Source organism: Allobosea sp. RCC_152_1, assembly GCF_041360765.1.
Taxonomy (GTDB): Bacteria; Pseudomonadota; Alphaproteobacteria; order Rhizobiales; family Beijerinckiaceae; genus Allobosea; species Allobosea spartocytisi.
Window position 1 is genome coordinate 22,859 of record NZ_JBFUPU010000014.1, and the last position, 18,871, is coordinate 41,729.

Annotated in this window: 20 protein-coding genes; 13 read left to right on the forward strand and 7 right to left on the reverse strand. The window is 66.6% G+C overall.

The annotated features are described in order from the left end of the window. Positions 1-126 precede the first annotated feature (126 nt). Together AB6806_RS28005 and AB6806_RS28010 are read right to left on the reverse strand one after the other, a co-directional pair. On the reverse strand, positions 127-543 hold the full coding sequence (locus AB6806_RS28005; protein ID WP_370956242.1) for a M28 family peptidase: 417 nt from the start codon (positions 541-543) through the stop codon (positions 127-129). A 19-nt stretch (positions 544-562) separates the two neighbouring features. Beyond that, positions 563-886, reverse strand: coding sequence for a hypothetical protein (locus AB6806_RS28010; protein WP_370956243.1), 324 nt, complete (start codon positions 884-886; stop codon positions 563-565). Between the two features lie 409 nt (positions 887-1,295). On the opposite strand from AB6806_RS28010, the gene AB6806_RS28015 reads away from it, so the two are divergent. Genes AB6806_RS28015 through AB6806_RS28035 form a run of 5 tightly spaced genes read left to right on the forward strand, consistent with a single transcriptional unit; the run spans position 1,296 to position 6,990 of the window. Continuing rightward, a complete protein-coding gene (locus tag AB6806_RS28015; RefSeq protein ID WP_370956244.1) occupies positions 1,296-1,994 on the forward strand; it encodes a cytochrome c oxidase assembly protein in 699 nt (232 codons plus the stop codon). Between the two features lie 10 nt (positions 1,995-2,004). Next, on the forward strand, positions 2,005-3,135 hold the full coding sequence (locus AB6806_RS28020) for a c-type cytochrome (protein WP_370956245.1): 1,131 nt from the start codon (positions 2,005-2,007) through the stop codon (positions 3,133-3,135). Next, positions 3,132-4,112 (forward strand): cytochrome c oxidase subunit II, encoded by a 981-nt coding sequence (gene coxB / locus AB6806_RS28025; RefSeq protein WP_370956246.1) that lies wholly within the window; start codon positions 3,132-3,134, stop codon positions 4,110-4,112. The genes AB6806_RS28020 and coxB (AB6806_RS28025) overlap by 4 nt, the downstream gene beginning before the upstream one ends. Next, positions 4,109-6,658, forward strand: coding sequence for a cytochrome c oxidase subunit I (gene ctaD / locus AB6806_RS28030; RefSeq protein ID WP_370956247.1), 2,550 nt, complete (start codon positions 4,109-4,111; stop codon positions 6,656-6,658). The genes coxB (AB6806_RS28025) and ctaD (AB6806_RS28030) overlap by 4 nt, the downstream gene beginning before the upstream one ends. Then, positions 6,655-6,990, forward strand: a complete 336-nt coding sequence (locus AB6806_RS28035) for a hypothetical protein (protein ID WP_370956248.1) — start codon at positions 6,655-6,657, stop codon at positions 6,988-6,990. The genes ctaD (AB6806_RS28030) and AB6806_RS28035 overlap by 4 nt, the downstream gene beginning before the upstream one ends. Here AB6806_RS28035 and AB6806_RS28040 read toward each other — a convergent pair. Together AB6806_RS28040 and AB6806_RS28045 are read right to left on the reverse strand one after the other, a co-directional pair. Next, positions 6,952-7,428 carry a Crp/Fnr family transcriptional regulator gene (locus AB6806_RS28040; RefSeq protein ID WP_370956249.1) on the reverse strand — a complete coding sequence of 159 codons (477 nt, stop codon included), beginning with the start codon at positions 7,426-7,428 and terminating at the stop codon, positions 6,952-6,954. The two genes, AB6806_RS28035 and AB6806_RS28040, sit on opposite strands and share 39 nt — an antisense overlap. Then, a complete protein-coding gene (locus AB6806_RS28045) occupies positions 7,359-8,339 on the reverse strand; it encodes a chemotaxis protein CheB (protein WP_370956250.1) in 981 nt (326 codons plus the stop codon). Before AB6806_RS28045 ends, AB6806_RS28040 begins: the two co-directional genes overlap by 70 nt. A gap of 197 nt (positions 8,340-8,536) precedes the next feature. Here AB6806_RS28045 and AB6806_RS28050 point away from each other — a divergent pair, with 197 nt between their 5' ends. Genes AB6806_RS28050 through AB6806_RS28075 form a run of 6 tightly spaced genes read left to right on the forward strand, consistent with a single transcriptional unit; the run spans position 8,537 to position 13,996 of the window. Continuing rightward, positions 8,537-9,034, forward strand: coding sequence for a c-type cytochrome (locus tag AB6806_RS28050; protein ID WP_370956340.1), 498 nt, complete (start codon positions 8,537-8,539; stop codon positions 9,032-9,034). Then, positions 9,031-10,044, forward strand: coding sequence for a cytochrome c oxidase subunit II (coxB, locus tag AB6806_RS28055; protein WP_370956251.1), 1,014 nt, complete (start codon positions 9,031-9,033; stop codon positions 10,042-10,044). Before AB6806_RS28050 ends, coxB (AB6806_RS28055) begins: the two co-directional genes overlap by 4 nt. Beyond that, positions 10,044-11,954: a cytochrome c oxidase subunit I gene (ctaD, locus tag AB6806_RS28060; RefSeq protein WP_370956252.1), complete on the forward strand. Its 1,911-nt coding sequence runs from the start codon at positions 10,044-10,046 to the stop codon at positions 11,952-11,954. The genes coxB (AB6806_RS28055) and ctaD (AB6806_RS28060) overlap by 1 nt, the downstream gene beginning before the upstream one ends. Beyond that, positions 11,951-12,568 (forward strand): cytochrome c oxidase subunit 3, encoded by a 618-nt coding sequence (locus AB6806_RS28065; protein ID WP_370956253.1) that lies wholly within the window; start codon positions 11,951-11,953, stop codon positions 12,566-12,568. Before ctaD (AB6806_RS28060) ends, AB6806_RS28065 begins: the two co-directional genes overlap by 4 nt. Further along, positions 12,565-13,464, forward strand: coding sequence for a cytochrome c oxidase assembly protein (locus AB6806_RS28070; RefSeq protein WP_370956254.1), 900 nt, complete (start codon positions 12,565-12,567; stop codon positions 13,462-13,464). Before AB6806_RS28065 ends, AB6806_RS28070 begins: the two co-directional genes overlap by 4 nt. Further along, positions 13,445-13,996, forward strand: a complete 552-nt coding sequence (locus tag AB6806_RS28075) for a c-type cytochrome (RefSeq protein WP_370956255.1) — start codon at positions 13,445-13,447, stop codon at positions 13,994-13,996. Before AB6806_RS28070 ends, AB6806_RS28075 begins: the two co-directional genes overlap by 20 nt. 6 nt (positions 13,997-14,002) lie before the next feature. On the opposite strand, the gene AB6806_RS28080 is transcribed toward AB6806_RS28075, so the two are convergent. Further along, on the reverse strand, positions 14,003-14,902 hold the full coding sequence (locus AB6806_RS28080) for a c-type cytochrome (RefSeq protein ID WP_370956341.1): 900 nt from the start codon (positions 14,900-14,902) through the stop codon (positions 14,003-14,005). Positions 14,903-14,939: 37 nt separating this feature from the next. Then, positions 14,940-15,086: a hypothetical protein gene (locus AB6806_RS28085; RefSeq protein ID WP_370956256.1), complete on the reverse strand. Its 147-nt coding sequence runs from the start codon at positions 15,084-15,086 to the stop codon at positions 14,940-14,942. A 180-nt stretch (positions 15,087-15,266) separates the two neighbouring features. Here AB6806_RS28085 and AB6806_RS28090 point away from each other — a divergent pair, with 180 nt between their 5' ends. Beyond that, positions 15,267-17,564 carry an FdhF/YdeP family oxidoreductase gene (locus AB6806_RS28090; protein WP_370956257.1) on the forward strand — a complete coding sequence of 766 codons (2,298 nt, stop codon included), beginning with the start codon at positions 15,267-15,269 and terminating at the stop codon, positions 17,562-17,564. 217 nt (positions 17,565-17,781) lie between these two features. After that, positions 17,782-18,240: an NUDIX hydrolase gene (locus AB6806_RS28095; RefSeq protein ID WP_370956258.1), complete on the forward strand. Its 459-nt coding sequence runs from the start codon at positions 17,782-17,784 to the stop codon at positions 18,238-18,240. Positions 18,241-18,300: 60 nt separating this feature from the next. On the opposite strand, the gene AB6806_RS28100 is transcribed toward AB6806_RS28095, so the two are convergent. Then, positions 18,301-18,825, reverse strand: coding sequence for a DUF4142 domain-containing protein (locus AB6806_RS28100; RefSeq protein ID WP_370956259.1), 525 nt, complete (start codon positions 18,823-18,825; stop codon positions 18,301-18,303). Positions 18,826-18,871 lie beyond the last annotated feature (46 nt).

The following is an 18,871-nucleotide window of genomic DNA, read 5'->3' on the forward strand; positions in this document are numbered from 1 at the left end:
GGAGCCGACGCGGCCGAATTCGTCGAAGGCAAGATAGCGAGATGTGGGTTCTGCTAAACTCGCCCAGCGAATAGCAGAATGTCATGTGCCACTCAGAATCTCCCGCATGGCGTGGAAACTACGCCTCTAGCCTTGGAATGTCCGGTTGTTGGCGACTAGACGGTTCCAACGGAACAACGTCTGCGCCCCGTGCCGGGCTGTCGTCGACGAGACGCCGATGCTGAAGAAGGACTGATCGCCGAAGCGGTCGAGATTGCCGACCATGATCGGGATGCCGCCGTCGAGCGTCGCTTCGGCGACCGCCTTCGAGAAGGCCCTCAGCTCGGGGCAGGCGTTCACGTGGAACTCGGTCGTATCCTTCACGCCGACCGAGTCGATGTTGAGATAGGCGACGCCGCTGCGGTTGATCTCCTCCCAGAGCGCATTGACGAAATAGGCCGATCCCGCAGCTTCAGCCACCTCGTGCCCGTTCCAGAAGCAGAACACCACCGAGGGGCGGAGTTCCGCGCGCCTGGTCGCCAGCACGCGGGCGACCTCCATCATCACGGCATTGCCGGTGATGTTATCGGTGACGCCGGGCAGCCAGGAATCGATATGGCCGGACGATGACGAACTGGTCGCGCTCGGGCGAGGTCTGCGGCGCGCGCAGCCACCCGACCGGCTGGCTGAGCGTGCGCCATTCGCGATGAGCGGTGACCTTGGCGCTGACCTCGACCTTGCTGGTCTTCATCAGCTCGCGCAGGGCCTCGCCATCGCTGCGCGAAATGCTCAGGCCAAACAGGCGCGGAATGTCGCCCCAGGTCTCCGGCGTCGGACTGCCCCTGTAGCCGCCTTCCGGCGTCGCGTCGATATGGGCGCAGGCCAATGCCGTGGTCTGACGTCGCACGGGAGCGGCCACTTCGAGGACAGCATCACCTGCTCGATGGAATCGGGGAGCTTGGCGGAACCGAACGTCATGATGCCGTCCCTCCTATGGCCGGGACGAGGAAACGCCCGGCGAGGTCGAGATAGACGGCGCGAGCCGCGACCATCTGGGAGACATCGGCCCATTCGTCGGCGGCGTGCATGTTGGCGCCGCCGGGCCGAAGAGAAGGGTCGTGATGCCGCCCAACCCGTTGAAGATGTTGACGTCGGAGACGCCAAAGCGGAAGGTGAAGGCCGGCGGCTTGCCGAGCTGGCGCACGTAGCTTTAGCGGGGCTGTTCGATCGCCGTTGGGCCTTGCCGCATGCTCAACCGCGCCTCTCCTAGGGAACCCCGCCGCGCATCGCTCGTTGCGAAGTGGGGGAGACCTGAAGTGCAACGCAAGCTCCAACAGAACGGTGGCGGGGGGCTTCGGAGCGGCTCGGTCGCCGTTCTGACGAGTTGCGTGCTGGTCGCGGCGGTCGGCACGGTGACGGTCGCGCTGGTCGAGATCGGTCCGCTTTCGCTGCAGATGCTGCAGCACCTCGCGGTGATGAACGTGTTGGCTCCGCTCGCCGCACTTTCTCTCAACCAGCGCGTCACGCCATCCGACCCTGGCACCATCTGGGTGGCGGGACTGCTCCAACTGCTGTTTCTGTGGGTCTGGCATGCTCCGGCCGTACAGCAGGCCACGGCAGGCTCGGTTCTGCTGCAGGCTGCTTTGCTCGTCCTGCTGGCGATTTCAGCCGTCATGTTCTGGCGAGCCGTGCTGGTCGCCGGGCTCGAGTTAGGCTGGCGGTCGTTGGCAGCCCTCATGCTGACCGGCAAAGTCGCCTGCCTTCTCGGCGTGCTCCTGATCTTCGCCTCGCGCGATCTCTACGGGCTGCCAAGTCTCGCGCTGGCGCTTTGCGCGACAGGCCCTTCGAGCCTGGCCGACCAGCAGCTGGCGGGTTTGCTGATGATCACGGCCTGCCCGCTGAGCTATCTCGTCGCGGGGGTCATCCTTGCGGCGCAGATGCTGTTGCGCCTCGACGTCGATGACGAGCGCGCCGTGCCGCTGGTGGCTGGCGATGTCGCTGATCGCTCGCGCTAGGCTTGCAAGCTTGTGGCTGTTCGCCAGCTGGCGCCGGGTGATCGGCGCCGTGCTGGCGCTCATCGGCGCGGGCCTGGTCGGGGCGACGTTGTTTGCCTGGTTCGGCGTCTACAACGTCGCGGCAAGCACCGGGCATTTCCGCATCGTCGATCACATCCTGCGCTTCGGCATGGAGAACTCGGTCAAGGCGCGCGCGCCCGATGCGACGCTTCCAAGCCGGGACGACGAGGACATGATCCGGCTGGGCGCCGGCCACTTCCATGGCGGCTGCGCCTATTGCCACGGTGCTCCGGGCATGCCGATCAGCCCAGTCGCTGCGCGCATGCTGCCGCCGCCGCCCGATCTGTCGGAGAAGGTCGGGCTGTGGCGTGATGGCGAGTTGTTCTGGCTCGTCAGGCACGGCCTGAAATATGCCGGCATGCCCGGATGGCCCGTTCTCGAGCGCGAGGATGAGGTGTGGGCGCTGGTCGCCTTCCTGCGCCGCCTGCCGACGCTCGATCGCAAGGGGTACCGGGCGCTGGCGCTAGGCGAGGTCGAGATCGAGCCGCCGGACGGCTTTGCCATCGCGACCGGCCGGACCGAGGCCGACGCCGTCGACGCCTGCGCGCGCTGCCACGGCGCCGGTCAGCGGCCGACGAGCGGGCTTGTGCCGCTCCTGCACGGCCAGCCCGAGGCGATGATTGCGGGCGCCTTGCGAGCCTATGCGGCCGGCGAGCGTCCCAGCGGTATCATGCAAATGGCGGCATCGGGCCTGTCCGACCGCGCGATCAATGCGCTCGCGCGCTATTATGCCGGACTGCCTGCGCCTGGTGTGCGTGTCGCGCTTTCCGTCGACGGTGAAGCGGTCGCGCGCGGCGAGGCGCTGGCGCGTGACGGCGTCCCCGTGCGCGACATCCCGAGCTGCCTGGGCTGCCATGGTCCCCAGGCTCTCTCGCCCTATCCGCGCCTGGCCGGCCAGGCGGCGCGCTATCTCGAAGGCCAACTGCGCGTCTGGCGTGCCGGCCTGAACGATCGCAGCGCCACCGGCGCGATCATGGCGCCGATCGCGCGCCGGCTGACCCCGGAGCAGTCCGCCGACCTTGCGGCGTATTTCTCCAGCCTGGCGCCCGCCGATGGGGCAGGCCGCGAGGCCGGCCGATGACGTGGCGCGCGCCGGTCGGCATCGGCGCGAGCGGGCTCGCGCTGTCGGGCTGCAGTGAGATGCAGTCCGCGCTGGCGCCGGCCGGCGACGAGGCGAGCCGCGTCGCCCTGCTGAGCTGGATCCTGTTCGCGGGCGCGGCCGCCGTCCTGCTGATCGTCTGCGCCGCATTGTTCCTGGCGATCGGGGGATCGGAGCGGTCGCGTCATGCATTGCGATCCGAAAACGCGGTCAGGCTCGGCGGCATCATCTTTCCCGCGGTCACGCTGACGGTGCTGCTCGGCTACGGCGTCTGGCTGATGCGCGAGACGATCGCGAGCGATCGTCCTGCTGCCCTGCGCATCGACATCACCGGCGAGCAATGGTGGTGGCGCGTCACCTATGCCGGAAGCGACGGGCAGTCCTTCGCCGAGGCCAACGAGGTCCGGCTTCCGGTCGGACGCGAAATCGACCTCGTGCTGCGCTCCACCGACGTCATCCATTCGTTCTGGGTGCCGAGCCTCGGCGGCAAGCTCGACATGATACCCGGCCGCGCCAATACGCTCAGGCTCAAGGCGGAACGGCCCGGGATCTATCGCGGCCAATGCGCGGAATATTGCGGCGGGCCGCATGCGCTGATGGCGCTGGAGATCGTTGCCATGCCGGACGCCGATTTCGAGGCTTGGCTGCGGAGCGGAGCCGGGGCGCCGGCGGCAGGGGGCAGCGGCAGCCGTGGCGGCGAACTCTTCCAGGCGGCGGGGTGCGGGGCCTGCCATGCCGTTCGCGGCACGCCTGCCGCAGGCACGATCGGGCCCGATCTCTCGCGCATCGGGGCGCGGCGCTTCCTTGCCGCAGCGACGCTTCCCAATACGGCGGACAATGTTGCGCGCTTCATCACCAGCGGCCAGTCGATCAAGCCCGGCAACCAGATGCCGGAATTCCGCATCTTTACCGAGGACGAGCTGCGTGCCCTGGCAACCTATCTGGCGGGCCTGAAATGAGCGCCCCACGCAGCCCGGATCCGGCCGGCGACGATGGCTTGCCGAACCCGTTGCCGCGCCCGGCGGACGAACTTGCGACGCTTGAAAGGATCTGGGCCGGGCCCAGAGGCTGGCGCATCGTCAGCGACGTCAACAACACGGTCATCGGCTATTTCTACGTCGCGACCGCCTTCCTGTTCTTCTTGCTGGCGGGGGTGCTCGGCCTGCTGATGCGGCTGCAGCTCGCCTCGCCGGGCAATGATTTCCTCCCTCAGGAGACCTACAACCAGATCTTCACCATGCATGGCACGGTGATGATGTTCCTGTTTGCGGTGCCGGCGGTCGAGGCGGCCGGCGTGCTGCTGCTGCCCCAGATGCTGGGTGCGCGCGACCTGCCGTTCCCGCGGCTCGGCGCCTTCGCCTTCTGGGCTTATTTCGTCGGCGGGTTGGTCTTCTTCTGCACGCTGTTCTTCGGCGTCGCGCCGTCGGGCGGCTGGTTCATGTATCCGCCGCTGACCGGTGTCCGCTTCTCGCCCGGTGTCGGCGCCGACTGGTGGCTGCTCGGCATCGGCTTCATCGAGATCTCGGCGATCGCCGGCGCGATCGAGATCATCGTCGGCGTGCTGCGCACGCGGGCGCCGGGCATGACATTGGCGCGGATGCCGATCTTCGCCTGGACCATGCTGATCTTCGCCGGGATGATCGTCTTCGCCTTTCCCGCGGTGATTCTGGCGACGATCCTGCTGGAGCTGGAGCGGGCCTTCGACTGGCCCTTCTTCATCGCCGAGCGCGGCGGCGACCCATTGCTCTGGCAGCACCTGTTCTGGTTCTTCGGTCACCCGGAGGTCTACATCATCTTCCTGCCGGCGGCGGGCATGGTCTCGATGATCGTGCCGACCATGGCCGGGACGCCGCTGGTCGGCTACCGGCTGATCGTGGTGGCGTTGATCGCTGTCGGCTTCTTTTCGTTCGGGCTGTGGGTCCACCACATGTTCACCACCGGCATTCCGGCGAGATCCCTGGGATTCTTCTCTGCCGCCAGCATGGCGGTGGCGATACCCAGCGGCATCCAGGTCTTCGCCTGGATCGCGACGATCGCGGCCGGGCGGCTGAAGCTCACCGTCGCCTCGCTCTTCGTCATCGGCTTCCTGCTGATCTTCACGCTGGGCGGACTGACGGGCGTGATGGTGGCGATGGTGCCGTTCGATCGGCAGGCCCATGACAGCTACTTCGTCGTCGCGCATCTGCATTACGTGCTGTTCGGCGGCATGGTGTTTCCGCTGTTCGCCGCGATCTACTACTGGACGCCGGCCTTCAGCAGGCGCCCGCTCTCCGAGACCCTCGGAAAATGGGCCTTCGGGCTGGTCTTCGTGGGCTTCAACACCACCTTCCTGCCGATGCACGTCACCGGGCTGATAGGCATGCCGCGCCGCGTCTATACCTATCCGGCAGGCATGGGTTGGGGCGTGCTCAATCTCGTCTCGACTGCCGGCGCCTTCATGATCGGGGCGGGCGTGCTCGTCTTCCTGGTCGACGTCGCCCGCAACATGCGGCTCACGCGCAGCAGCCCGGCCGGCGATATCTGGCGCGCCAATACGCTGGAATGGCTGCCGAACCATGATTTCGCGGCGCGCAGCACGCCCCGCGTCGATAGCCGCGATCCGCTCTGGACTCAGCCGGGCCTGGCCCGCGATGTCGAGGCCGGGCGCTATTATCTGCCCGGCAGCGCGACCGGCTATCGCGAGACGATCGTGACCTCGCCGGTCGAGGCGGAGCCGCAATATCTGATGCGGCTGAGCGGCCCAGGCTGGGCGCATGTCGCGGCTGCGATCTTCACGGCCGGGTTCTTCCTGCTGCTGACGGTCAAGGCCGTGTTCCTGGCGGCAAGCTGCGGCGTGCTCGCCATCGTCGCCATCATCGTCTGGATGTGGGGCAGCGACCCGGCTCCGACGGAGCCGGTCGATATCGGTGGCGGCATCGTGCTGCCGACCTACGCGTCGGGATCGCTCTCGCATAGCTGGTGGGCGATGGTGGTCCTGATACTGGTCGCCGCCGCCCTCTACCTCTCCTATTTGTTCGGCTATCTCTATCTCTGGACCGTCTCGTCGCAGGGCTGGCCCGATGCCTCCGCGCTCTCCAGCCTGGCCGGCCCGCTCGCCGCTGGGGGACTGTTGGCGACAAGCGCGGGGATGCTGCTGGGTGCGCACCGTCTGTCGAAGCGGCGCGAGCTGCCGCGAGCCGGATTTGCTGCGCTCGTCGCGCTCGGCATCGTCGCGCTTCTGGCGGCGCTCGCCGTAGACGCCCTGTCGCAATGGAGCGTGGGGCTGCGGCCGCAGGCCAGCGGCTATGGCGCGATGGTCTATGCCAATGCCGCGCTGCAGCTCCAGATCTCGGCGTCGGTCGCTGTCATGGGGGGCTTTGCGATCACGCGTGCGGTCGCGGGCCGGCTGACCGCGATCCGGCGGGTCGTGTTCGACAATCTCGCGCTGTTCTGGGCCTATGCCATCGGGCAGGCCGCGTTCGGCCTGATCCTGGCTCATGGCTTTCCACGCCTGGTGTCGCCGTGACCGGTCGCGCCATCCGGATCCGCCAGGCTGCGTCGGCAATGTTGGGCCCGCTTGTCTGGGCGTTACATTTCATCGTCGTCTATGGCCTGGAGTCGCAGCTGTGCAAGAGCTCCGCCGGGTATGCGCACACCGTTCTCCTTGCAGCTGCGAGCGTCGCCGCAGCTCTGGCGCTCGTCATGCATGCCGCCAGGCAGATGCGGGCGCTTCGGAGCCAGGGCGTTCGAGGCTTCCTCGCGCAAACAGCCCTGGCGCTGGACGGCCTGTCGCTTTTGGCGATCGGGCTTGTCTTCGTCTCAGGTCTCGCATTGCCGGCCTGCGGGTATTTTCTCTAACACCCTCGCTCCGTCGATAGTGGTGAGCAGCCAGAACAGTCGGCCCAGATGGGGCGACAGGTCGATGATGCGACGAAGTTCAGAATGGGAAATGAACGCGACCCTGACATCCGTGAGCGCGATGACGGCATGGTCCATTTGTTTCAGGACGAAGCTGTGCAGGTCAACGAAATCGCCGGCGATGTGAAGCGCGCTGATTTGCCTCTTGCCGTCGGGCGTCACGGTCTCGCGACCCGAGATGCCCTTGATCATGAGGCAGCTCTCGCCGGGCCGCGACTTGGCTGCGACGATCTCCTTGCCGCGTGCGAAGCCGAGATGGCGAAATTGAGCGGATGAGAGAAGGGCCTTTTCTTCCGTGGTGACGTGGTTCACCCCGACGTGGCTTGTCCGGAGGAGCTCGATATAGCCCGACAGTGATTTGAGCTGTCCGATCTGCATGCGCCGTCTGACCCGGCGCAGAAAGGTCTTCGTCTTATAGCCGGAAAATCATGCCCCGTGTGGCTGTGCAGGATCGCATAGATCGCGGCACGGTCGACGTCCTCGGAGCGGCTCTTGTCGTCGTCGTCATCCGCCAGAGGCTCCAGCACGCCGGAACCCGATGCGAAGGCGACCAGCCTGTCACCCATCTCCTCGGCGGCAACGGCGATATCGACGACGCCGCTCGCAATGGCGCTTTGCGGCATGTCGGGATTGCGCGGTCCCGACCCGTCGGCGGACTGGGCCAGCACGAGGCCGCCGTTTTCCTTGATCGCCTTGGCGCCGAGCGTGCCGTCCCCGTCGCCGCCCGATAGGATGATGCCGACGGCATAGTCATGCTGGTTGTCGGCCAAGGCGCTGAAGAACATGTCGATCGGCTTGCGCTCACGGTTCGGCGGTTGAGGACGGTGGAGTGCGAGGACGCTGTCCTTGATGGTCAGCACCGCATTCTGCGGCATGACGTAGATATGGTCGGGCTCGACCTTCATGGCGTCATCGGCGATGACGACCGCCATTTCGGTATACCGTTCCACCACCTCATGAAGCAGGCTTTCGCGCTCGGGGCTGAGATGGGTGACCACCACGAACGCCATGCCGGGCGTGGCGGGAAGGTTCTTGAAGAGCGCCTCCATCGCCGGAATGCCTCCGGCTGAAGCGCCGACGCCGACTATGGGAAAACGCGTCATCTCAGTCATCTGGGCCGCCCTGGGCGAACAGCCTCGACAGGCAATGAAGGCGGTAGAGACCGGTTGCCATATTATGAGGGAAGCAGCCGCAAATGCAGACGCCGAATTCCGATCTCGGCGGTCTTCGTCACGGCCCCTTTCTCCAGCGGTGATGACCGGCCCTTTTTCCCCGTGGAACGGTCCCAAAGCTTTGGATCCGTGCGGCCACGCAATGATGCGCAAGATTTGCCAGAACCATCGCTGCGAGCGCGCGTTGATGTCGTGGCCGTCGAGCGAGTTCCGGGTCCTGCGCCGCAGTCTCCGGGACGGCCGATCGCAGTGCGGGGGTGGGTTTGCGTATCCAGCGTACAGGTTTCGCCGTGGCGGTCGCAGCATTGTCCGCGATGGCGGCCGCCTGCCAGCGCGAGGAGCGCGAGCCCCGCCTGGCGCCCGCTTTCGCCGAGGCGATGGATGCCGTGGCGGCCATGCCGAACCGGATTTCCGGCGCGCCGCCCGAGGTCTATTTAGCGCTCGGCAAGCCCTATGAGACCAATGCCTATCAGCTGAGCCAGGGCAAGCGGCTCTATGCCGGCTTCGGCTGCCGCGCCTGCCATGGCGATGGAGAAGGAGGCGCGGGGCCGTCCTTCCTCGATGGAAGCTGGCGCTACGGCCCGAGCATGGTTTCGATCGTGATCTCGGTACGCGACGGGCGCCCGGGCGGGATGCCAGCCTTTCGCGATGTTCTGACGACCGAGCAGATCTGGCAGCTTGCCGGCTATGTCCAGGCGATCGGCAGCTATGATGGCAAGACGGCGGCGCCGGGGCGCAATGACGAGCCGCCGTCGCGCCCGGCCGAGAACCGCGCCCCGGCGGTGACCGTGACGCAGCAGTCCAGCCGATGAGGAGCCGCGCCGGGCACATCGGCGTTGTCACACTCGCCGCGCTGCCGGCCGCCGGTTGCGCGGGCTGGCAGTCGGCGCTCGATCCTCACAGCCCGCAGGCCCAGGCGCTCGCCGAGTTGATCGGCGTGATCGTCCTGATCTGCGGTGTCGTCTGGCTGCTCGTTGTCCTCGTCCTGGCCTGCGCGATCTGGCGCAGGCGCCCGCTGCGGCCGCAACCGCTGGCGCTGGATCAGCGGGTCGAGCGGCGGATGTCCATCGCTGTGGGCAGCGCGGTTGCGCTGACCGCTGTGACGCTCGTCGCGCTCACGGCCCTGAGTTTCATCGCCACGCGCAAATCCGACGCTACTGCGCAGGAGCCGCTGGTGATCCGGCTGCGCGCGTTCCAGTGGTGGTGGGAGGTGACTTATCTCGGGCAATCGCCCGACGAGATCGTCGTCACCGCCAATGAGATCCATGTGCCGGTTGGGCAGCCCGTCCGGGTCGAGCTCGTTGCCGCCGACGTGATCCACTCCTTTTGGGTTCCGAGCCTTGCCGGCAAGCAGGACATGATCCCCGGGCGGCAGAACGCGCTGACCTTCACGGCGCGGAGGGAGGGCGTCTATCGCGGGCAATGCGCCGAATTCTGCGGCGTGCAGCACGCCCATATGGCGTTCCTGGTCGTCGCGCAGCCGCCCGAGGCTTTCGAGGCCTGGCTGGCGCGGCAGCGCGCGCCGGCTGCCGCTCCCGCCGACGCAGAGCAGGAGGCCGGACGCGCCGTCTTCATGAGCCGGGGCTGTGCGGCCTGTCATAGCGTGCGGGGGACGCAGGCCCGCGGCAGGCTCGGCCCGGACCTGACCCATGTCGGCAGCCGCCGCATGATCGCCGCCGGCCTCGTCGAAACCACGCGCGGCTCGCTCGCGGCCTGGATCGCCGACCCGCAGACGATGAAGCCGGGCAATGCCATGCCGATGGTGAGCCTGAGCGGGGACGAGCTCAGGGCGGTTTCGGCTTACATGGCGGGGCTACGCTGATGATACCCGAACTCGCGCCCGATACCCGCGACGGCGCCCTTTCGCGGGATGTGCTGGAGGCACAGCTTGCCCGAACATGGCAGACCCCTCCTGGGCTCTGGGGGGCGCTGACGACCGTTGACCACAAGCTGATCGGCAGGCGCTACATCGTCACGGCCTTCATCTTCCTGGTGCTCGGAGGTGCGCTCGCGGTCGTCATGCGGCTGCAGCTGGCGCGGCCGGAGGCGCGGCTCGTCAGCCCCGATCTCTACAACCAGATCTTCACCATGCACGGCTCGAACATGATGTTCCTGTTCGCCGTGCCGGTGATGGAGGCCTTTGCGGTCTATCTCGTGCCGCTGATGCTCGGCACACGCAATATCGCGTTTCCGCGCCTCAACGCCTTCTCTTACTGGATCTACCTCGCCGGCGGCATCCTGCTCTGGGTCGCCTTTGTGCTGCAGATGGGTCCCGATGTCGGCTGGTTCGCCTATGTGCCGCTGTCGGGCCCGCAATTTGGCGCCGGCAAGCGGGCCGACATCTGGGCTCAGATGATCACCTTCACCGAGATCGCGGCGCTGGCGGTGGCGGTCAGCCTGGTCGTGACGGTCTTCAAGCACCGCGCGCCGGGCATGTCGCTCGATCGAATCCCGCTCTTCGTCTGGGCGATGCTGGTGACCTCCTTCCTGATCATCCTGGCGATGCCGGCCATCATGGTGGCCAGCACGACGTTGATCCTCGACCGCCTGGTCGGGACCCATTTCTTCAACCCGGCGGCGGGCGGCGACGTGCTGCTCTGGCAGCATCTGTTCTGGTTCTTCGGCCATCCGGAGGTCTACATCATCTTCCTGCCGGCGGTCGGGATGGTCTCCTCCATCCTGCCGACCTTCGCGCGCCGGCCGGTCTTCGGCTATCTGGCGCTGGTGCTGGCCTTCATCGCCACCGGCATCCTCTCATTCGGCCTGTGGGTCCACCACATGTTCACGACCGGGCTGCCGCGCCTGGCGGAAAGCTTCTTCACCGCGTCGAGCACGGCGATCGCGATTCCCGCCGGCGTCCAGATCTTCTGCTGGCTGGCGACATTGTGGGACGGCCGACCCATCTTCAAACCGCCGCTGCTGTTCATCATCGCCTTCATCGTGACCTTTGTCATCGGAGGGCTGACGGGGGTCATGGTCGCCTCGGTGCCCTTCGACACCCAGGTGCACGACACCTATTTCGTGGTGGCGCATTTCCACTACGTGCTCGTCGGCGGCGCGGTCTTCCCGCTGCTGGCCGCGACCACATACTGGTATCCGAAAATCACCGGCCGGATGATGAGCGACAGACTCGGGCGCTGGTCGTTCTGGCTGATCTTCGTCGGCTTCAACCTGACCTTCTTCCCGATGCACCTGCTCGGGCTCCAGGGCATGCCGCGGCGCGTCTACACCTACCCGCCGGAGATGGGTTGGGGCGGCATGAACCTCTTCGTCAGCGCGAGCAGCGCCATCCTGGTGGCTGGCTTCGTCGTCTTCGCCGTCGACGCGATCCGGAGCGCCTGGCGCGGGCCGGTGGCGGGCGACAACCCATGGGACGCTGCGACGCTTGAATGGGCGACGTCATCGCCGCCGCCGTCCTATAATTTTGCCCGCATCCCGGTCGTGATCGACGCCAACCCGCTCTGGCGCGAGCGGGAGAGCCTGCCCGTAGCCTGCGGCCTGCGGGTCGACCGGCGCGAGCTCATCGTCAGCAGCGTCGCGGAGGCGACGCCCGAAGCCCGCGAAGCCTCGCCCGGCAACTCGATCTGGCCGCTGCTCGCCGCCGTCACGACGTCGATCCTGTTGATCGGCTCGATCTTCACACCCTGGGCTGTGGTCTGGGGCGCGTTCCCCGTCGCCGCGACCTTGATCGGCTGGTTCTGGCCCAAGGGCGATCCGGAGGACGAGGCATGACCGGCCGTGGCCTCAAGGAGCGCGTCGTCGCCGATCTCTCGGATCTGCCGATGCACGGTCATGGACGGGCAAGCCCGACCTTCTGGGGCACGATGGCCTTCATGCTCCTGGAGGGCTCGGGCTTCGCCTTGGTGATCGCGGTCTATTTCTATCTGGCTGGCCTCGCGCCGCAATGGCCGCCAGCCGGCGCCTTGCCCGACCCCGGCCCCGGCAGCTGGATCACGCTGCTGCTGCTCGTCAGCCTGGTGCCGAACCTTTTCGTCGCGCGCTGGGCCGGCGAAGGCGATCTGCGCAAGGTCCGCATCGGCCTGGTCGTCATGAGCGTGCTCGGCATCGCGCCGCTGGTGCTGCGAATCTACGAGTTTCCGGCGCTCAAGGTGATGTGGGACAGCAACGCCTATGGCTCGACGCTCTGGCTGCTGCTCGGCCTGCACACGACGCATCTCGCTACCGATGTCGTCGATACGCTCGTGCTGCTGGCGATCATGTTCACCCGGCACGGCGACAACCGGCGCCGCTTCGGCGATGTCCAGGACAATGCGCTGTACTGGAACTTCGTCGCTCTGACCTGGCTTCCGATCTATGGCTGCATCTATGGGATATCTTATCTGTGAAACGAAGCCCTGCCCTTGCGATGATCGCCGTTGTCGGTGCGGGTGACGCGCTGGCGCACGGCTCCGACTTGCATGCCGCCGGCATGGGCTGGACCTTCGATCCCTGGATCGTCCTGCCGCTTTCGCTTGCCGGAGCGAGTTATGCCATCGGCGTTGCCCGGCTCTGGCATCGCGTCGGCCTTGGCCATGGCGTGACGCTGCCGCAGGCCGGCGCCTATGCCCTCGGCTGGCTCAGCCTCGCTGCAGCGCTGGTTTCGCCGTTGCATGAATGGGGCGAGCACCTCTTCACCGCGCATATGATCGAGCATGAGATCGTGATCGCGGTCGCGGCGCCGCTTCTGGTGCTGGCGCGTCCCGCCGCTGGTTTGCTCTGGGCTTTCCCGGCAAGCCTGCGGCACGCGATCGGCCGGGCCATGCGCCAACCATGGGCGCGGCGCTGCTTTGAGGTGCTGACGCGGCCGAGCCATGCGACCGTGCTGCATGGGCTGGCGCTCTGGATCTGGCATGTGCCGCTGCTTTTCGATGCCGCCGTCGCCGACGTCCTGCTTCATCGGCTGCAGCATCTCAGTTTCATCCTGACCGGCGTGATGTTCTGGTGGGCGGTGCTGCGCCGCTGCGATGCCGGTCTGGCGGTTTGGCACCTCTTCGTCACCATGATGCATATGACGATCCTCGGCGCGCTGATCGCGCTGTCGCCCCGGGTGCTCTACAGCCTGCAGACGGCGCAGGCGGCCCGCTTCGGGCTCACGCCTTTGGAGGATCAGCAGCTTGCCGGACTTGTGATGTGGGTGCCGGCCGGCACCGTCTATGCCGGGGCTGCGCTGGTTTTCGCTGCGCGGTGGATCGGGCGCTCGGGTCGTCGAGGGGAGCAGCGCGATGCGCCTCGGCAGGCTTGAGATCCGGCTCTTGCCGCTCGCCCTGGTGAGCGCAGCCTATGTGCTCGGCCGCTACACCGGTCGTCAGGCTGCGCGCAAGCGTGACAGGGCCTCCAGGGCGGCCGGTGAAGCGCTCGAGCCAGTGCCTTCCCCGCGTCGGCTCGGCAGGCCGGCATTGCTCGCCGGAGCCGTCCTGCTCGTCTGCGCTGCCGGCACGGGCGCTGTCTTCCTGCAGTCTTCGTGGCAGGCAGACCGCATCGGGCATGCGTTGACCGGCGGCGATCCCGCGCGCGCTCCGGCGCTGCTGCGCCGCTATGGCTGCGGCGGCTGCCATACCATATCCGCGCTGAACGGCGCCGACGGCAAGGTTGCAGCTCCCCTCGACGCCTTCGCGCAGCGTGTCTTCATCGGCGGAGCGGCGCGCAATTCACCCGATAATCTCGTGCGCTGGATCGTCTCGCCGCAGAGCCTGTCGCCCCGCTCCGCCATGCCGGCGACCGGGATCACGCCGGAGGAAGCGCGCGACGTGGCAGCCTTCCTCTACGCCCATTGAGCGGCCTTACGGCGATGGCGTGGGGCGCGACGGCAGGCTCTTGATGTAGGCTGCGATGGCGAGCCGGTCGCGCTCGGGCAGCATGGCGGTGTTGGTGACGACGTCGGCCATCGACGAGCCGACGATGCGCCCATCGGGCGTACGGCCGCTGGCCAGGAACTCTGCAAGCTCGCCTTGCGTCCAGGAACCGATCCGGGCTGGCGTGATGTTGGGAACGAAGCCCGAGCCTTCGGGATCGCGCCCACCGGCGAAGCGCGTCTCGGGCCGGATTGCGCCGAACAGGTTGCGGGACGAGTGGCACTCGGCGCAATGGCCCAGCGCTTCGGCGAGGTAGCGCCCGCGATGCCAGGCCTCGTCACGCCCGGGCTCCGGCGCGGGCGGCGAGCGATCGAAGAACAGCAGCTTCCAGAAGCCGACGCCGCGCCGAACCATGAATGGAAAACTGAGGTCATGCGGCGGCGGGCGTCCGCGAGCCGCGGGCAGGCTGCGCAGATACGCCATCAGGTCGCGCAGATCGCCCAGATGCATCCGCGTGTAATGCGGATAAGGCAGGGCCGGGTAGTAATGCTCGCCCGCGGGCGAGACGCCGCTGATCAGGGCATTGGCGAGATCGAGCGTCCGCCAGCGCCCGATTCCGTCGGCGGGATCGGGCGAGATGTTGGGCACGCGGAAGGTGCCGAAGGGCGAAGACAGGGCCAGGCCACCCCCCAGCAACAAACGGTCGGGTTGGCCCGGCGACGCGTGGCAGGAGGCGCATTGGCCGGCGGCGAAGACGAGCCGTCCAGCCTCGGAATCGCCCGCCGGTTCGAATGCGACCGCGTCCTGCGCCGAGAAAGCCGGCCTCGGTGCCGTGATGATCCAGGCAACGGCAATTGCGAGGCAGATGGCTGCCGTCCCCAGCGCCAGCCAGAGGCCAGGGCGCTTTGCGAGCGGCACAGGCAGGCTAGAGCGGATCGCGCGGGTCGTCACGGCTCGGCTTGTCGAGCATGGCTCGCGATCCGCGCGTGCCGGTCCATATGCTGATCATGACCAGCCCAACAGGAATCGCGCAGATGACGATCCAGGCGACCGGGCTCCAATCCTCGATCATGGCGCTGCTCCCCGCCAAGTTGCCTCTTCAAAATGAACGGGAGGATCGAGCGACGGTTCCACATTGGCCGAGGTGTTGCCCAACCGTCGGAGCGGGATGGCGCTGGTGGGAACCGGTCAATTCGGCGGCTGGTTCGTCAGATGGCGCAAGCGTTGAGGCAGCGCCCCAGAGGACGAGCAGATGCGCCGCATCCCCAAGATCAAACCCTATGACGGCCCGTCCGGCGGATGGGGCTCGGTGCGTGCGCTGTTCGAGCAATCGGTCGCGCAGGCGGCTGTTCCCGATGCGCTCGCGGCGCTGCCGAAGCAGAACAAGCCGGACGGTTTCGCCTGCGTGAGCTGCGCCTGGGCCAAGCCGGCCGAGCCGCATGTCGCGGAATTCTGCGAGAACGGCGCCAAGGCGACCTTCGCCGAACTGACCCGCCGGCGGGTCAACCGGGATTTCTTCGCCCGGCACAGCGTCAGCGAACTCCTGACATGGGAGGATCACGAGCTGGAGATCCAGGGCCGGTTGACCGAGCCGATGCGCTACGATCCAGCGTCAGACCGTTACCTCCCCGTCACTTGGGAGGCGGCGTTCGCGGCAATCGGAGCAGAGCTCAAAGCACTGGCGCCGAAATCCGTCGTGTTCTACGCCTCCGGCCGGGCTTCGCTTGAAGCGGCTTATCTGTACCAGCTCTTCGCCCGGGTCTACGGCAACAACAACCTGCCCGACTCCTCCAACATGTGCCATGAGAGCACCTCGGTCGCATTGCCCGAGAGCATCGGCGTGCCTGTCGGCACGGTGCATCTGGAGGACTTCGACAAGACCGACTGCATCTTGTTCTTCGGCCAGAATGTCGGCAGCAACAGCCCTCGCATGCTGCATCATCTGCAGGAGGCGAGCCGGCGCGGTGTTCCGATCATCACCTTCAATCCGTTGCGTGAGCGCGGCCTAGAGCGCTTTCTCAATCCTCAAAGTCCGCTGGAGATGCTGAGCGGCGCGGAGACGCGGATCAGCTCAAGCTATCACCAGGTCCTTCCCGGCGGCGACATCGCCGCGATTATGGGGTTGTGCAAGGCGGTTCTGGCGCTCGACGAGGCGGAAGCACGCAGCACGGGCAAGCGCGTCTTCGACGCCGGCTTCATCGCAGAACACACGCATGGTTTCGATGATTTCATCGCCCAGCTCCGCAGCACGGCGTGGCCCGACATCGAGGTTCATTCGGGCCTGCCCCAGGCGGAGCTCGAGGCGGCAGCGTCGATCTACGCCCAGGCGAAGGCGGCGATCGGAATCTACGGGATGGGTCTCACCCAGCACAAGCGCGGCGTCGAGACCGTCCAGACCCTGGTGAACCTGCTCTTGCTGAAGGGGAACATCGGAAAGCCCGGTGCCGGTATCTGCCCGGTGCGCGGCCATTCCAACGTGCAAGGCCAGCGCACGGTCGGGATCTCGGAGAAGCCTGAGCTCGTGCCGCTCGACACCCTCGCCACGCTGTTTGATTTCGAACCGCCGCGCGAAAAAGGTCTCAACACCGTCGAGACCTGCGAAGGGGTCCTCGACGGATCGGTGAGGGGCTTCATCGGCCTCGGCGGCAACTTCGTGCGCGCCGTGCCTGAGCGCGAGGCGATGGAGCAGGCCTGGCGCGATCTGCGCCTGACGGTGCAGATCGCCACCAAGCTCAACCGCTCGCACCTCGTCAATGGCGAGATCGCCTATCTCCTGCCCTGCCTCGGCCGCATCGAGATCGACGAGCAGGCGTCCGGGCCGCAGACCGTGACGATCGAAGACAGCACGGCGCGCATCCATGCCTCGCGCGCGTTGCGCAAGCCGGCGGCCAAAACGCTGCTGTCCGAGCCGAGGATCATCGCCGAGCTCGCCAAGGCGACGCTGGCCGCCAACCCGAAGCTCAAATGGGACGCCTGGGTTTCCGATTATGGTCTCATTCGCGACCTGATCGCGCAGACCTATCCGACGGACTTCCACGATTTCAACGCTCGCATGGATGAACCCGGCGGCTTCTCGCGCAATCTCCCTGCCGCCAAGCGGGTCTGGAAGACCCAGTCCGGCAAGGCCAATTTCAAGCTGCCTTCGGCCTTGTCGGCTCATTTCGAAGGCGAGCCGGGCGGTGAGGTGCTCCGGCTGATCACGCTGCGCAGCAATGACCAGTTCAACACGACCGTTTACGGCTACAGCGACAGGTTTCGCGGGGTTGAAGGCACACGGATGGTCGTGTTCATGAACCGGGCGGACATGGCCCGGCTCGGAATCGCCGATGGCGCGCAGCTTGTGCTCAGCAGCGCGGCGGGCGATGGCCGGGAGCGTCGCATCTCGGGTTTCCAGGCCGTCGCCTACGACATTCCGGAAGGCTGCTGCGGAGGCTATTATCCGGAATGCAACGCTTTGATCCCGCTCTGGCAGCATGCGCAGAAGAGCAAGGTTCCCGCGGCGAAGGCGGTTCCGGTCAGGATTGCTCTTGCAGCGGTCGGTCCGGGCTGAGCCGGCCCAATGCTCCCCCGGGAAGCGCACCGTTTCTGACTCCGTCACATGTTTGGGAGGCCGAAGCCGCGTGGAACCGGCCACCCGCGTCGGTTGTTGCCATAGCTCCTCACAGGTCCCACCCGCGGTGCTCACCTCCAGAGATCAGTCGGCTCCGCGAGACAGGGGTCAGAGATCGTCTCGACGATTTTACGGTCGGGCAATGAAAAGCGAGAGAATGAAGCGCAAGCAACCCGGACTTCGCCATCAGGTCGCAAGCCTGCCGCTGCGCAGATCCGCTGACGGCTCCGTCGAGATCTGCTTGATCACGAGCCGGGAGACACGGCGTTGGCTCATTCCCAAGGGGTGGCCGATGAAAGGACTTGCAGCCTGGCACGCGGCCGCGCGGGAAGCGCGGGAAGAAGCCGGCCTGCTCGGCGACATCGACAAGACGCCGATCGGAACCTACCGCTATTGGAAAAGGCTCAAATTCGGCTGGGAGTTGGTCGAGGTGGTCGTTTTCGTCTTGTCGGTCACGCGAATGCTGTCGAACTGGCGAGAAAAGGGGCAACGGACGAATTGCTGGGTCTCGCTCGAAGAGGCCGTCGAGCGCGTCCAGGAGCCCGAACTGCAGGATGTGATCGGCCAGATGCTCGGCCGAGAGAGCTTCCTGCTAGCGGGCAGGCTGCAGCGCTGAGCCGGGCTGGAGTGCAGCCAAGCTGCACCCTCGATTTGACGGATGTGGGACCAGCCGGGCTCAACCCGGCATCGCCCCGAGGATCATATCCAAGTTGGCGAGGTGTTCCTTGATATGCCCGCGGGCAAGCATGGCGATGCCGCGATGCGCTTCGTCCTTGCCGGCTTGAAGATAGCTCTCCTGGATCTGCAGGAGACGCTGGTGGCCCTCGACCTGTCCGTCGAGATAGGCCCGGTCGAATTCGGCGCCGGTCTTCGCCTGCAGCGCCTTGAGCATCGCCTCGCCCTTGGGGTCTGCCGGCGGGGGCGGATTGTCGCCGAGATTGCCGCGGCCTTTCAGGACCATCGCGATGGTTTCCTGCTCCGCGACCTCGAACTGGGCAAAGCGCTTCACCATCGGGTTCGCAGCCTTCGTCATCGCGATGCGGCTGGTTTCCAGCGAAACCGTTCCCGTCGCCAGTGTGTCCATGATCTGCCTGGATTCGACGGAATTCGGGCCGTTCTGCGATATGGTTTGAGCGCCTGCCTGCCGCGAGGGCAGAAGTGAGAGCAGTGCAAGCCCGCCCAATGCGTGTCGTCTGTCCATGATCGTTCTCCTGATGGGATTTCGGCAACAACGTCGATCCCTTCCC

What these genes read in the sequence shown, in the direction of transcription:
- ctaD (WP_370956247.1), top strand. Translation starts at nt 4,109, where the DNA reads ATGAGCGCCCCACGCAGCCCGGATCCGGCCGGCGACGATGGCTTGCCG.
- coxB (WP_370956251.1), top strand. Translation starts at nt 9,031, where the DNA reads ATGAGGAGCCGCGCCGGGCACATCGGCGTTGTCACACTCGCCGCGCTG.
- AB6806_RS28085 (WP_370956256.1), bottom strand. Translation starts at nt 15,086, where the DNA reads ATGATCGAGGATTGGAGCCCGGTCGCCTGGATCGTCATCTGCGCGATT.
- ctaD (WP_370956252.1), top strand. Translation starts at nt 10,044, where the DNA reads ATGATACCCGAACTCGCGCCCGATACCCGCGACGGCGCCCTTTCGCGG.
- coxB (WP_370956246.1), top strand. Translation starts at nt 3,132, where the DNA reads ATGACGTGGCGCGCGCCGGTCGGCATCGGCGCGAGCGGGCTCGCGCTG.
- AB6806_RS28075 (WP_370956255.1), top strand. Translation starts at nt 13,445, where the DNA reads ATGCGCCTCGGCAGGCTTGAGATCCGGCTCTTGCCGCTCGCCCTGGTG.
- AB6806_RS28100 (WP_370956259.1), bottom strand. Translation starts at nt 18,825, where the DNA reads ATGGACAGACGACACGCATTGGGCGGGCTTGCACTGCTCTCACTTCTG.
- AB6806_RS28005 (WP_370956242.1), bottom strand. Translation starts at nt 543, where the DNA reads ATGATGGAGGTCGCCCGCGTGCTGGCGACCAGGCGCGCGGAACTCCGC.
- AB6806_RS28040 (WP_370956249.1), bottom strand. Translation starts at nt 7,428, where the DNA reads ATGCAGATCGGACAGCTCAAATCACTGTCGGGCTATATCGAGCTCCTC.
- AB6806_RS28095 (WP_370956258.1), top strand. Translation starts at nt 17,782, where the DNA reads ATGAAGCGCAAGCAACCCGGACTTCGCCATCAGGTCGCAAGCCTGCCG.
- AB6806_RS28050 (WP_370956340.1), top strand. Translation starts at nt 8,537, where the DNA reads ATGGCGGCCGCCTGCCAGCGCGAGGAGCGCGAGCCCCGCCTGGCGCCC.
- AB6806_RS28090 (WP_370956257.1), top strand. Translation starts at nt 15,267, where the DNA reads ATGCGCCGCATCCCCAAGATCAAACCCTATGACGGCCCGTCCGGCGGA.
- AB6806_RS28065 (WP_370956253.1), top strand. Translation starts at nt 11,951, where the DNA reads ATGACCGGCCGTGGCCTCAAGGAGCGCGTCGTCGCCGATCTCTCGGAT.